The sequence below is a fragment of the Marinobacterium jannaschii DSM 6295 genome, from assembly GCF_000620085.1.
Taxonomy (GTDB): Bacteria; Pseudomonadota; Gammaproteobacteria; order Pseudomonadales; family Balneatricaceae; genus Pontibacterium; species Pontibacterium jannaschii.
Genome location: NZ_KK211064.1, coordinates 308,000 through 321,873 on the forward strand (window position 1 = coordinate 308,000; position 13,874 = coordinate 321,873).

Below are 13,874 nucleotides of genomic sequence, written 5' to 3' on the forward strand. Positions count from 1 at the left end.
ATCAGATGCTTATGTTTTTTTAAAAGAGAAGCTGGAGTCTGTCTGAGTCAAATTTGACTCAGACATTTATGGCGCTCTGAGTCAGTTTTAACTCACTCAGAGGTAAAGCCGCTGCGTTCCAGTCCGTATTTCTTCATCCGCAGGTAGAGTTTCTTGCGTGGGATGCCCAGTGCCTGGGCGGTCACTTCCGCCTGGCCCCTGTGCTCCTTCAGCGCCGCCAGGATCAGCCGCTTTTCATAATTGGCGACCAGCTCATCGAGGTTGCCCTCGTTTACCTCTGGCTCATGACTGGCTTCGATACCGCAGGGCAGTCCGAGGGCCCAGCGTTCGGCGGCATTGCGCAGTTCGCGCACATTGCCTGGCCAGCTTTTCAGGCTCAGCTGCTGCAGCAATGAAGTGGGCAGCGGTTGCTGCTCGCGGCCAAAGCGCTGGTTAGCCAACTCGACGAAATGGCTGAAAAGCAGCGGGATATCCTCTTTGCGCTGGTCGAGGCTGGGGATTTCCAGGCTGGCAACGTTGAGGCGATAGTAAAGGTCCTCACGAAACCTGCCTTCGTCGGAAGCCTGGCGCAGGTCGTCCTTGGAGGCGGCGACAACCCGGATATCCACTTCGATATCGGCGTTACCTCCCAGCCGTTGCAGGGTACGTTCCTGCAACACCCGCAACAGGCGAACCTGCAGCGAGGCGGGCATGCTTTCGATCTCGTCCAGAAACAGGGTACCGCCACTGGCGTACTCGATCTTACCGATACGCCGTTTGCTGGCACCGGTGAAGGCACCGGCTTCATGGCCAAACAGCTCGCTTTCGATCACCGATTCGGTAAGGGCGCCGCAGTTCAGGGCGACGAAGGGCTTCCGGACGCGGGGACTGAAGTCGTGCAGACAGCGGGCCACGACTTCCTTGCCGGTGCCGGTGGCACCGTTAATGATCAGATCGATATCGATCTGGGCCAGTTGCAGCACCATCTCGCGCAGGCGCAGCATCGCCTCGGTCTGGCCGACCAGACGGTTATCGATCTCATGCTGGCCCTGCAGGCTCTGGCGCAGGCAGCGGTTTTCCAATACCAGCTGACGCTTTTTCCAGGCCCGTTGCACCGTATTGAGGTGGTGTTCCGGATCGTCGGTTTTCTCCAGGAAATCGTAGGCGCCCATGCGGATCGCCTGAATCGCCACGGCAATATCGGCATGAGCGCTGAACATAATGACGGGGATCTCCGGATCGATCTCCAGTATCTGCTGCAACACCTCCAGTCCATCCATGATATCCATCCTGACGTCGCAGATGACAACGCCCTGCCAGCTCATGGAGCACTGCTCCAGGGCCTGACGCGGGTCTTCGAAGGCAACCGCATTATATCCCTCCAGATCCAGCGTCTGGGTCATAGCGTCACGGACGATCTCTTCGTCATCGATGACGAACACCTGTCCCGTGGTGTTGGATGTATTCATGGTTTGCTTCTCCGGTACTCTGGCAGCTGGATGCGGAATAATGCCCCGCTGGCAGACTGATTTTCAACGGTCAGCCTGCCACCAAAGCTCTTAATAATGTTATAGGAGATCGCCAGCCCCAGTCCCAGGCTCTGGCCACGCGGCTTGGTGGTAAAGAACGGATCAAATATCTGTTCGCGCAGCTCCTGGCTGATGCCGGGGCCATTGTCCCGGACTACGATCTGCAGCATGTCGTTGTGCGGCTGGCAGTCGATATTGATCGTTTTGACCGGCTGTTCGGCGATCGCATCCAGCGCATTGGTCACCAGGTTGAGCACGACCTGTTCCAGCTGGATCGGATCGGCGCTGACCTGGCGCTGCTCCTGCTGGTAGTCGACCTCGATCCGGGTCAGCTTACGAATCTCATCGTTTTCCACCATCTGCAGCACGTTATCCACCACTTGACGGATATCCACCGCAATCAGGTTGTTCTGCTGCTTGCGGGCCAGCGATTTCAGCCGGGTAATGATAGTGGTGGCCCGCTTGGTGAGGTTGGAGATCTGGTTAAGGTTCTTGCCGGTTTCCTCCAGCCGGCCGGCATCGAGCAGTCGGATGCCGTTACGTGAGTAATGCCCGATCGCTGACAGCGGCTGGTTGATCTCGTGGGCGATACCGGCTGACAGCTGGCCCAGGGCGGCGAGCTTGCCGGCCTGCACCAACTCCTCCTGCAGGCTGGCGAGCTGGTCGCGGAAGCTGATCAGCGAACGTGCCATAGTGCCGATCTCATCACTGCCTTTTACCTTCACCTGCTCATTCAGGTTGCCGCCGGCGATGGCGCGCATACTGGCATCCAGGCTGCTGATCCGCGCTACCATATTACGACCGACGTAGAGCCAGACGATCAGGATAGAGAACAGCAGGCTCAGGGCCACCATCGACAGAATCCAGATGCGGCCCTGTTTGATAGTGACCTGGGCGGTTTCCGCCGAGCTTTGCGCCGCTTCCTCTGCCTGTCCGGTCTGTACCGCGATCAGCTGGTTGAGTGTATCCAGGTCACCGCGAATCTGCCCTAGCAGCAGCTGACCGTCCCGCAGTACCGCGCGCTCGGCACTGCGAATGGTGAACATATTATTCTCGCCCCGGGTCAGGAAAACGATATTCACGATGGTCTGCTTCAGTGGCTGGATGCCGTGCAGTTTGTCTACCGCCCGCAGGTCCTTCTGGATGCGGGAGATGATCTCATCCGAGTGGCTCTGGGTCGCGATCAGTGAATTCAGGTCGGGCAGGTGCTGGGCCCGATCTACCAGATTGATCAGCAGGCTGACGTCGGCCTTGATGCGGTACAGCCTCTGCAGGTCGGCGTTGATGGTGCGGATAGCATCCTGACCGTAGTTATTCATCACAATCCAGGCATCAGAATGGTCCTGATTAAAGCGGCTGAACAAGGTCTTGTGCAGCCTGTCGATCAGGCTATCGATATCGCTCAGGAAGCTGGAGGCGACCCAGCGCAGACGCTGGTTCTCGGAGCTTTTCTGTTGCCGGATCTTCAGGTGCTGCAGCACATTGCGGTCGAGACGGCCGAGGGAGCCCTGCAGTGCCTCTATCTGGCCCAACAGCAGCTGTACCTGGTTGTCCCGGGGGGGCAGCGGCGACTCCGGGCAGCAGTTTGGCCATCTGCGAGATATTCTGGTCCAGCGCCTGCCACACCTGCTGGCGTTGCTGCTCATCCTTAACTGCCAGCAGAGTTGGAGCCATCAGGGTGATCTTAGTTGCCTGCTCCTTCAGTTCCGCCATCTGGCTCAGGGTCCGGATATTGCCTTTCACCACATGATCCAGCTCTTCACCGAGGAGGTTATAGGATAGCCAGCTGATAACACTAGCCAGCAAAGTGACCGCGCTCAGCGCGCCAAAGGCGATAAATAAACGGCCCCGAATACCCAGCCGATGACTGTTTTTCATAGGAATATGACCTGAAAAGACTCAAGTGCATGATAGTGAGTTCGGCTGGCAATTTGAAATCAGCAGCGGGTGGTAAGCCGTTGTAGGTGGTTTGTCGGCCGTATAAAACAAAGCCCCGGCAAAAGTGCCAGGGCTTTGTCAGGAACCTGAACCGGCAGGAAACCGGCCTGGGTCTCTAGTCTTGGTACAGGCTGTCGCAGATGCGTTTCAGCTGAGCTTCCAGAGCTGCGCGATCATCAGCTGCCAGGTTCAGGTGACCCACCTTACGTCCGGGACGCAGCGACTTGTTGTACACATGGTGCTGTACATTGCTCTCGCTGACGATCTCTTTCGGCGCTTCAATACCCAGCAGGTTTACCATAGCGGCATGCTGGTTATTGGTGGTGTTGCCCAGACCGAAATCACAGATGGCCCGCAGGTGGTTCTCGAACTGGCTGCAGATACCCGCGCCCTGAGTCCAGTGGCCGCTGTTATGCACGCGAGGTGCCAGTTCGTTGACGATCAGCTCGTCACCGGCCTGGAACATCTCGATTGCGATCACGCCGACATATCCCAGCGCGTTCAGCACTTTATCGGCGATCTCTTTAGCTTTCGCATGCAACGCCGCTTCGGCATCGGCGGGGGCAAGTGAACTCCACAGAATTCCGTTGCGGTGCTCATTTTCTGTCAGCGGGTAGAAGACACAGTCGCCGGAGGCGTTGCGTGCAGCGATCAGGGACAGCTCGCGGCAGAAATCGACACGGCCTTCGATCACTACTTCAGGCAGGCTGTCGGCCTTAGCGGCCAGATCGTTCAGGTCGTCATCGCTGCGCAGCACCCACTGGCCGTAGCCGTCATAACCCTCTTCACAGGTTTTGACGAACACCGGGTAACCCAGTGCTTTAACACCGGAACTCAGTTCCTCTGCATTGTTTGCCAGATGGAACGGAGCGGTCCGGATACCCAGTGAGTTGAGGAAGGTCTTCTCACGGCCACGATGCTGGCAGTATTTGATCGCATCAGGGTCAGGCGATACGGAGCAGTGCGGTTTCAGGGTGTTCAGCAGCGCCACATCAACGTGCTCGCGCTCTACTGTCACTACTTCAGGCTTCCCCAGCGCTGCAAACAAGGCTTCGCCTTCCATCTCAGGCGTGCGCTCGACAATAGTGCCCAGCCCTTTTACACAGTCAGTGCCTTCGCCGGGCTCTGCAAGAAAGGTAAAGCTATGGCCCATGGGCCAGCCTGCCAGAGCCATCATCCGTGCCAGCTGACCGCATCCAACAATAGCAACGTGCATTATTCTACCTCGACCGGAACGCTGTCAGTCTGGGCTTTACGCCAGTCCTGCAGACGCTGGCTCAGCTCTGCATCTTTCAGGGCCAGCATCTGCGCGGCCATCAGGCCGGCATTATAAGCACCTGCACCACCGATCGCCTGACAGGCAACGGCAACACCGCGAGGCATCTGAACCATAGACAGCAGGCTGTCCAGGCCTTTGATATTCTTGCTGGCAACGGGCACGGCAATAACAGGCAGGTGAGTCATAGAGGCAGCCATACCTGCCAGGTGAGCGGCACCGCCAGCGCCTGCAATAATCACCTCGATGCCATTGTTATGGGCTTCGGAGGCAAACTGGAACAAACGCTCAGGCGTTCGGTGTGCAGAAACCACTTTAGCTTCAAACTCTACACCCAGCTCTTCCAGTGGCTTGGTCGCTTCTTGCATGGTTGGCCAGTCAGAGCGGGAGCCCATGATAATGGCGACGGAGACTTTACTCATGTTTGTTACCTGTTTCCTCTTGGCTTATGCCAGAAATTCAATGATCAGTGCGCTGTTAAAGAGGGAGTGCCCGCCAACAAATGAAAGAGAAAGTGGTGTTCAAAAAGTGTTGATTCACACTGGCCCTCTAGGCCGTCGACAGAATGAAGTTAACGGGTAACTGTCCATTCAGCCGCGATGGATGTTCCTGGTCCTGCGCCCAAGGGCGGCATGATAACACCAAAGCGATTAAGAGAGGAGTCGTACAAGCGTAGCCGCCCGATTCATGATGCGACGACATGACCGGATGCAAAGAGGAATAGGGTCGGATCAGCGGGAAAAGTGCAACGAATAGCGGTCTTGTCTTTCCGTGCCCGGAATTGTTCGTCGATAAAGGAGTATGGGACGAGAGTGCAGCGTCGAATAATCGAGAACGTAGTTCGATGACGTCGGATTAATTTCGCAGGGGCCAGAAACAACAAAGGCCTGCATTTTGAGTGCAAGCCTTGAAGTAAGTGGTGCCCAGGGATGGAATAGATCGGGGCCACCATGGTCGTCGACACTACACTTTTCTAAGTGCCAGATACAACAAAGCCCCGCTAGGAGGCGAGGCTTGGAAGTAAGTGGTGCCCAGAGACGGATCAATGGCCGCAGGCCATTAACACATCGGAGCGAAGCGACGATAGCCCGAAGGGTGAGACGCGTAGCGTCGAATAATCGAGAACGTAGTTCGATGACGTCGGATAAATTTCGCAGGGGCCAGAAACAACAAAGGCCTGCATTTTGAGTGCAAGCCTTGAAGTAAGTGGTGCCCAGGGATGGAATAGATCGGGGCCACCATGGTCGTCGACACTACACTTTTCTAAGTGCCAGATACAACAAATCCCCGCTAGGAGGCGAGGCTTGGAAGTAAGTGGTGCCCAGAGACGGAATCGAACCGCCGACACGGGGATTTTCAATCCCCTGCTCTACCGACTGAGCTATCTGGGCAACGTGTGGGAGCGGATTATTCAGGTTTCCCGGAAAGCTGTCAACACTTTAATGCATTGTTTTTTAATATTTTTTCAGGCTGTACAAATATTAAACGATGCTGTCTGAGGATTGACCAGATGCGGGGATTTAAGCTGTATGTACGGGCTGCTGTGAGGCAGAAACAAAACCGCCCTGCAGCGCAGGGCGGTTTTGCTGAACGCGAGTACCGGCGGGTAGCCGGCCTGTAACCCGGCGTTATTTCTGCTCCGGTGTCAGGCCTTCGGCTTTTTCGTAATCGCCGCCGGTCATGAACTTGTCCATCTGTTCCTGCAGGTAGGTGCGGGTGGCCGGGTCCATCATGTTCAGGTGCTTTTCATTGATCAGCGTGGTCTGGTGGGCAAGCCACTCCTGCCAGGCTTTCTTCGAGACATTTTCAAAAATATCCTGACCTTTAGGGCCGGGATAAGGTGCGCGGTCCAGCCCTTCCAGCTCTTCCTTAAATTTACGGCACATTACGGTACGGGTCATCGGTAGTCTCCAGAGATGTTCGATCATAGCGGCTGGCGGCAGTTTACAGGCCGGCCGGGCCACTATTGCTTCATTGCTGACAGTTATACCAGAGCGCCGCCACGCCTTCCATGCCACGTTTTGCAGGGTTATTCAGCCGGGATGATCGCCTGTAGTTGCTGTAATGGCGCCGGGCGGGCGATACCGTAACCCTGAGCGTAATCGACGCCGATCTGCTGCAGCACCTGCAGCGCGGCCTCGTCTTCGACGAATTCTGCGACCGTAGTCATCTGCATGCTGTGGCCGATATTGTTGATCGCTTCGACGAAGGTGCGGTCGTGGGGATCGGTAGCGATATCCCTGACGAAACTACCGTCTATCTTCAGGAAGTCCACCGGGAGCTGTTTAAGGTAGCCGAAGGAGGACATGCCGGTGCCGAAGTCGTCCAGGGCAAACCGGATTCCCTGGCGTTGCAGGCGGTGAATAAAGTCACTGGCCTTGCTGAGATTGGCAATGGCGGCCGTTTCCGTGATCTCGAAACAGATTTTATGGTTGGGCAGGCTGGATTGCCGCAACCGCCGGCTGACGAAGTCGGTGAAGGCGGCATCGCAGATGGACTGACCGGAGAGGTTTATCGAGCACATGCTCAGGGCGTCCAGCGCTTCGGGGCTGCTTTCAAAGAAATCCAGCGCCAGTTCGACCGTACGGCGGTCCAGGGTGCTGATCAGGTGATAGCGTTCGGCGGCGGGCAGGAAGGCTCCGGGCGGGATCAGATTGCCTTTTTCGTCACGCATCCGCAGCAGGACTTCGCAGAATGCGCTGTGCTGGTTGTCGCGGCTGACCGGTTCGATACGCTGCTGGAAGAGCAGGAAGCGATTCTGTTCCAGTGCAGTATTCAGGCGAGCAGCCCAGGACATCTCGCCACTGCGCCGGCTGGATTCCTGATCGAATTCGGTGACGGTATGAATCCGGTTACGGCCGCTGTCCTTGGCGATATAACAGGCCATATCTGCCCGTGCCAACGTGGCGTTGTAGTCGATACCGGCCCTCAGCGGGACCAGTCCGATACTGCAGCCAAGCTCGAATACCTTGTCATCACGCACAAAGCGGAACGCCTTTACGGTTTTACGAATATGCTCGGCCCGCTGTTGCGCCTGTTCGGTGTTGCAGTCAGTCAGCAGCAGGCCGAATTCGTCGCCGCCCAGCCTCGCCAGTGTATCGCCGGGCTCTATCTGTTTCTGTAGCAGGGCGGTCAGCTGTATCAGCAGATGATCACCGGCAAGGTGACCGCAGGTATCGTTGACCAGCTTGAACTGATCCAGATCCATATACAGCAGCGCATGCTGACCGTTTCCGGCGGCGGCCTTGCAGCGCTGTTCAAACTCGCTGCGGTTGATCAGGCCGGTCAGGGCGTCGTGACGGGCACGGTAATCCAGTTCGGATGCCAGCGCAGTCAGCTCGCTGACATCGTGTAACACCACCACTATGCCTTCCTGCTTGCCGCAGACTTCGATGCGGCTGGCACTGCACTGCAGGTGGAGGCGCGGCTGTCGGTCGATATAGCCCTGCAGCTGGGTGTATTGACGCTGGCTCCGGGTTTGTTCTATCAGCTGTTCGACGGCACCCGCCTCGTCCGCGGAGGGGGAGTCGGTTTCCAGCTGCAGTATGCCGGTCAGCGGCCGGCCGACCGCCAGGTTGCTCTGCAGTCCGAGCTGCTGCTGTGCGGTGGCGTTGAGGCTGAGGATCTCGCCCTGATTATTCAGTGTGATAACACCATCGGCGATGGAGCTGAGGGTGATCTGAGAGCGTTCTTTCTCATGCATCAGGGCGACCTGGGCGGCGCTGAGCTCCTTGTAACGCTGGGACAGGCGCTGGTTGGTGCGTTGCAGGGCGCGGATACCGAGAAAGATCCCCAGCGCCAGGCCCAGGGTGGTGAGCAGCAGTAAAGAGGTTTCGTTGGTATGGCTGGCGTTTCTCGGCGTCAGATAGAGTTGCAGGCCATGGCCCGGGGTGGTCAGCTGGCGCTGAACCCGCTGCCGGGGAGGCTGGGCAGGCTTGTTATCCCGGTGACGAATGCTGACCTCATATTTTTGTGCCAGCGTCGGGGGGATGATCGCCTGCAGCAGTTTCTCAACATCATAGACGGCGACAATCAGGCCTTCGAAGCGGTTTTGTTTATACACCGGATACCAGGTTTCAAATGATTGCATCCCCTGGATGTTTTTAAACATATCGGTGTAGACCGCGCGGCGGGTTTCCTTGGCCAGCAGCGCGGCGCGACGCGGGGCTTCCAGGCTGATGGTCAGGCCAAGTATCTGGGCATTGCCCTGGCGTGGCGTGACCTCCTCAATCACCAGGTCGCTGCCGACCCGAGTGAGGTTCTTCAATTCCGGATGATCGGCGACAAAGCGTCCGCCACGACTTGAGAACTGGAGCAGATCAAGCTGGCCCAGACTGTGTTCTTCTGCCAGCAGGCTGAGGTAACTCTGGTTATCGGCCAGGCGCTGATAGATCAGCTGTCGGATGCGGTTGGCGGCATCATAGCTTTGCAGCATGCGGTTGTTGCGATCGGAATCGTTATAGGCCTTCAGCCCGGCGATACCAAGCAGGATAAAGGCGATCGACAGCGCGGCAGGTGTCAGCCAGTGGTTGTAGCGGCGCAATATAATCGCCAGAAAGATCAGCAACAGACCGGCGGCAACCAGCAGGTTAATGATTAACGCAGACTCGTCACCGGTGTGGTGATGCGGGTTGGTCTTCAGGGCCAGCTGCCATTCGGCATTCGACAGTGAAATTGAGGTAATCGCGGCCGTGCCATCCTCAAACAGTTCCTGATTGCCGAGGGCGATTGCAGTCCCGTCCGGGGCTGAGTTGCGCAGTGCAAACTGGTGCTCCGCTTCCAGCTCATTCAGGCCGACCTGCTGACTTAGCCGACGCCAGTCGATGACCAGTATCGCCAGTCCCCAGTAGCGTTCCGCATCCGCTCCGAGAAAGATTGGCTGGCGCAGGATGACCCCATGACCACCCTGTAACAGCGCATAGGGGCCGGCAAGCGTTGCCGTGCGACTGGTGATCGCTTTCTGCACCTGGGCACTCTGACCCGGGGTGGCGGTCAGGTTCAGCCCGAGTACCTGCTGATTTCCGGCCAGAGGATAGACATGGCTGATGATGCTGTCCCGTGCCAGTTCCAGTGCCAGCAATTCACTGTCGCCGGAAAACATCTCGCGGGTCGCATCTTCAAAAGCGCTCTGTGAGATTTCCGGATTTCGACGGGCCAGCTCGCTCAGGGCTTCCAGCAGGTAGTGCTTGCGGTTAAGGCTGGACTGGATGCGACTGGCCAGATCACTCAGTTGTTGGTCATCGGGTTCGTTGGCCGGACCGGCGAAAGTGGAGGTGATATTCAGCAGGCAGGTTACGACAATTGTGACCAGCAATATAACGGATTTTAAAAAGCTGACTTTCTTTGCGGGCACAGGTTGGGGTTCTCTGACGGCACTGGCGGAACTGCATGTATCCTTTTTAGAGTCAGGCCGATTGTCGAACTGTTTAAACTACTAAACCGGCATCACTTCGACAATGAGAAGGCGATTTTAATATGAGGTTTCAATCATTATTCTGATCTGATGCGGCTGCAGCGTCTGGCGGCCGTAGTAAGCGGCGGCACAGCCGATGCGAGCCTGAGGCAGAGCCTGTGACTATTTGTGCAGTAGTTTTTTAACCGGTGCCGCCAGACCGATACTGGCAGGATTTTGCGGGTTGTACCAACAGGTCGCGTGCTGTTCCATCACGCCATCGGCGCTCTCGCTGAGGCGGATCTTCACCGGGGTGATATCCAGATGAAAGTGGCTGAAGGTATGGCGCAATGGTTGCTGCGGCTGGGCACTGTCCGGATCGATCTGCAGGCCGGTTTCGCCGAGGGTATCGCGCAGGTCCTGTACCTGCGGCAGGCTCCAGAGCCCCCCCCAGAGTCCTGTTGGCGGGCGCTGATAGAGCAGGATCTCACCCTGTTCGTTGTGGATAATCAGCATCAGGGTCTGTTTGATCGGAATCTCTTTCTTTGGTCGTGGTGCCGGTAGTTTATCCACAATACCGCGGGCAAAGGCACCGCAGTGTTGTTGCAGCGGGCAGAGCAGGCAGCTGGGTTTGCTGCGGGTGCAGAGGGTAGCGCCCAGATCCATCATCGCCTGGGTGTAGTCGCCGCAGCGCTGGGCCGGGGTGTTGCGTTCAGCATACTGCCACAGTTGTTTCTGCACGGCCGTGGTCCCCGGCCAGCCGGTCACGGCATAGAAACGCGCCAGTACCCGTTTGACGTTGCCATCGAGTATCGCCGCCCGTTTGCCGGTGGAGATCGACAGCACCGCTCCGGCGGTGGAGCGGCCGATGCCTGGCAGCTCTTCCAGCCCTTCGACTGTCTGGGGGAATTCGCCGTTACAGTTATTCACAACCTGCTGCGCCGCCTTATGCAGGTTACGGGCACGGGCGTAGTAGCCTAAACCTGTCCACAGGTGCAGTACTTCATCGATATCCGCTTCGGCCAGGCTGTGGACATCGGGAAAGCGCTCGGTAAAGCGCTCGAAGTAGGGGATCACCGTGGCGACCTGGGTCTGCTGCAGCATGATCTCTGAGATCCAGGTGTGGTAGGCGGTCTTATTGGCCTGCCAGGGCAGGTCGTGGCGGCCATTTTCATCGAACCAGTCCAGTACGGCTGTGGAAAACTCTATCGGTGTCATGCTGATCCCGGCGCTTCAGTGCTGTGAATAAAGTGGGTGCGATCATAGGCAGCGAGGCGGCAAGCTGCAAGGGGATCTGGGTTCTCGGAAAAAGAGCTTCGCTCACGGAGTGCACGACGACAAAGGCGGGGCTGTGGTGAGATCAGACCATAAAAAAGCGGCAGGCTATCCGCCTGCCGCTTATGCTTTTTACCCGTAGCTCCGCCAATGGCGGCTTAGAACAGCCCTTTCAGCAGCTCTTTGGCTTTTTCTTCGCCGCCGAGTTTCTCTTTCAGCTTATCCTTCAGCTCGGTTTTCTTCTCTTTCAACTCAGTCTTTTTAGACTCGACCTTGTCGCCATATTTGTCTTTCAGCTCGGCTTTGGCCTTCTGCTTGAAGGCGTCCTTAAAGCCGCTGAGGTCTGGCCGACACATCTTGGCCGGGTCGTCGTCGAAGCCGCCCTTACAGTTCACCGGCCATTCGATGCCTTCGATCTTGTTGTTGATCGAACAGCTCTGCTTGAACAGGTTCTCTTCGATGATCAGGCCGAGGCGGTAGTCGAGGCTCTCTTTCGGCAGGTCGATACTGCCTTTACCGTTCAGCACCATAGCGTCGAGGTTGGCCTTGAGGTCTGGGTTGTTGACCACGCCATTGACGATTTTGGTGCTGGCGCTGAGGTTGGCGAACGGGGTGGAGCGATCCACCGGCTCCGGGTTAATGCCGAAAGCGGAGATCTTGTTCATCCCCTCGCAGACGGTATAAGCGATATCGATATCCTTCAGTACGCCGTCCTTCATCTGCACGCTGGCGGTACCGTTCATGCTGTGGACTATGTCATAGACCGAGCGGCCCTCGGCGCTGATATCGGATTTGGCGCTGAGATTGCCGGTAACCATATCCTTATCCATCAGGTCCTTGAGTACATCACCAATCTGGATATTGCGGATATCCTTGGTACCGCTGATTCGCACCGGGGTCTTACGTACGTCCAGTGTGGCACTGTTGCGGATGGTGCCGCCGTACATATCGGCGTTGATGCGACGGGCATTAACCAGGCCGTTTTTAGCGCTGACCTCCAGCTGCAACTGGCTCAGGTCCATCTTATTGACCTTGAGCTTACCGAGGGCCAGGTCGGCATCCAGATTCAGGGCTTTCAGCGGCTCGACCGGGATCACCGGCTGTTTGGAGTAACGCTCGCCCTTGGCAGCCGGGCCGCTAGCGGACTGCTCGGATTTGGCCGCCTCTGTTTGTTCCGGCTGCGGAGGCAGGTAGCGGTCGGCATCGATGGCATCGCCTTTCAGTTTCAGCTTCAGGGCACCGGAAGTCAGACCGTAGCCGATGCTGCCGTTAAAGCGGGTGTCGTCCAGCTTCAGGCTCAGCGGGTTGAGGCTGATGCTGTCAGTGGTTCCGGCCAGCTTGGTGCTCAGGCTGACCCTGCGCAGCACATCCGGATCGGTGGTTTCGATCTCAGGCTGGCCCAGCGCCTTAAGCAGCTTTTTCGGGTCGAACTCGGCAATTGCCAGTTCGCCACTCAGCTGGGGCTTAGCGAAATTTTTCAGCTGCAGGTCGCCGCTGAGTTCGAGATCGTCGATCTCGATCGCCAGGTTCTTGATCACTGCCTGCTGGGGTTCAAGATCGGCTTCGATATCGCTGTGCAGCTTGAGTTGCATTGGTTTAGGCAGCAGCGCACCGGATAGGTCGAAGATCGCGTCGAGTCCGTTAACCTGGTAGTGCTGTTTTTCGATATCCAGCAGGAAGTTGGCTTTCAGCCGGGTATCGCTGGCGATCTGGATGGTCTTGCCATCAGCTCCCAGCTGCTCGGCGTGGAAGCTCAGCTCGGCCGGGAAATATTGCTGCAGGGCGATGCGGCCCGAATTCATATTGAATCGGCTGAGGATAAACTGGCTGCCGCTGAGTTTATCGTTATAGCGGATATTGGCGTCGCTGATCACCACGCTTTCGATATCGATCGCCAGCGGGGCTGCTTTGCTGCTGTCGGCACTGTCAGTCGCGGTGTCGGACTCAGGCTGCTTAGCCTGATCGCCACTCCAGTTATTACCGCTCTTGTCCTGCTGCAGACTCAGGTCGAGGCCATTGACCTGCAGGCTCTGCATTTTCACCTGGCCGCTGAACAGGGCGGGAATGCTGACGGCCAGCTGCGCCTGCTCCAGGCTGGCCAGCTGCGCTTTACCGGCATAGCGCAGGTTGAGCTGGTTCAGCTCCAGTCCCAGCCATGGATAGACCGACCAGCCGATCTCGCCGCCGATCTTCAGTTCAATACCGGCGTTGTCCAGCGCGGCTTTCTCAATCTCTGTCTTATATTCGTTGGGGTCGAAAAAGATCCCCAGTATTGCACCGCCCGCGACGCCCAGTACGACGAAAAACAGTACCAGTGCCAGCAGGATTTTAGTCAGGGTTTTCATGGTTGCCTCCATGGCCAGAACGCATGGCCCTATAGTAGCAGATGGCGGATGACAGGTAGAGGTAAGCGGGCTGACGCATTAGGCGGCGCAAATGGCGTTTTGTGCAGGCGGCATCCGGCGGCGATTGGTTGTATAATGGG

9 protein-coding genes and 1 tRNA gene are annotated in these 13,874 nt (G+C 57.3%); all 10 read right to left on the minus strand.

Going from position 1 to position 13,874, the window contains the following annotated elements:
• Positions 1-92: 92 nt before the first annotated feature.
• On the minus strand, positions 93-1,448 hold the full coding sequence (locus Q354_RS0117295) for a sigma-54-dependent transcriptional regulator (protein ID WP_027858693.1): 1,356 nt from the start codon (positions 1,446-1,448) through the stop codon (positions 93-95).
• Positions 1,445-2,827, minus strand: a complete 1,383-nt coding sequence (locus Q354_RS28955) for a sensor histidine kinase (protein ID WP_322786155.1) — start codon at positions 2,825-2,827, stop codon at positions 1,445-1,447. Before Q354_RS28955 ends, Q354_RS0117295 begins: the two co-directional genes overlap by 4 nt.
• Before the next feature lie 70 nt (positions 2,828-2,897).
• Positions 2,898-3,386: an MCP four helix bundle domain-containing protein gene (locus tag Q354_RS28770; RefSeq protein WP_245601073.1), complete on the minus strand. Its 489-nt coding sequence runs from the start codon at positions 3,384-3,386 to the stop codon at positions 2,898-2,900.
• 175 nt (positions 3,387-3,561) lie between these two features.
• A complete protein-coding gene (locus Q354_RS0117305) occupies positions 3,562-4,662 on the minus strand; it encodes a 5-(carboxyamino)imidazole ribonucleotide synthase (protein ID WP_027858694.1) in 1,101 nt (366 codons plus the stop codon).
• Positions 4,662-5,144 carry a 5-(carboxyamino)imidazole ribonucleotide mutase gene (gene purE / locus Q354_RS0117310; protein WP_027858695.1) on the minus strand — a complete coding sequence of 161 codons (483 nt, stop codon included), beginning with the start codon at positions 5,142-5,144 and terminating at the stop codon, positions 4,662-4,664. Before purE ends, Q354_RS0117305 begins: the two co-directional genes overlap by 1 nt.
• A gap of 893 nt (positions 5,145-6,037) precedes the next feature.
• Positions 6,038-6,113: transfer RNA gene (locus Q354_RS0117315), tRNA-Phe, on the minus strand.
• A 237-nt stretch (positions 6,114-6,350) separates the two neighbouring features.
• Positions 6,351-6,623 carry an oxidative damage protection protein gene (locus Q354_RS0117325; RefSeq protein ID WP_027858696.1) on the minus strand — a complete coding sequence of 91 codons (273 nt, stop codon included), beginning with the start codon at positions 6,621-6,623 and terminating at the stop codon, positions 6,351-6,353.
• 128 nt (positions 6,624-6,751) lie between these two features.
• Complete coding sequence (locus Q354_RS27560; protein WP_051560237.1) at positions 6,752-10,075, minus strand: EAL domain-containing protein; 3,324 nt, start codon at positions 10,073-10,075, stop codon at positions 6,752-6,754.
• Positions 10,076-10,297: 222 nt separating this feature from the next.
• Entirely contained in the window at positions 10,298-11,332 is a 1,035-nt protein-coding gene (mutY, locus tag Q354_RS0117335) for an A/G-specific adenine glycosylase (RefSeq protein ID WP_027858697.1), read from the minus strand.
• Positions 11,333-11,547: 215 nt separating this feature from the next.
• A complete protein-coding gene (locus Q354_RS0117340) occupies positions 11,548-13,734 on the minus strand; it encodes an AsmA family protein (protein ID WP_027858698.1) in 2,187 nt (728 codons plus the stop codon).
• Positions 13,735-13,874 lie beyond the last annotated feature (140 nt).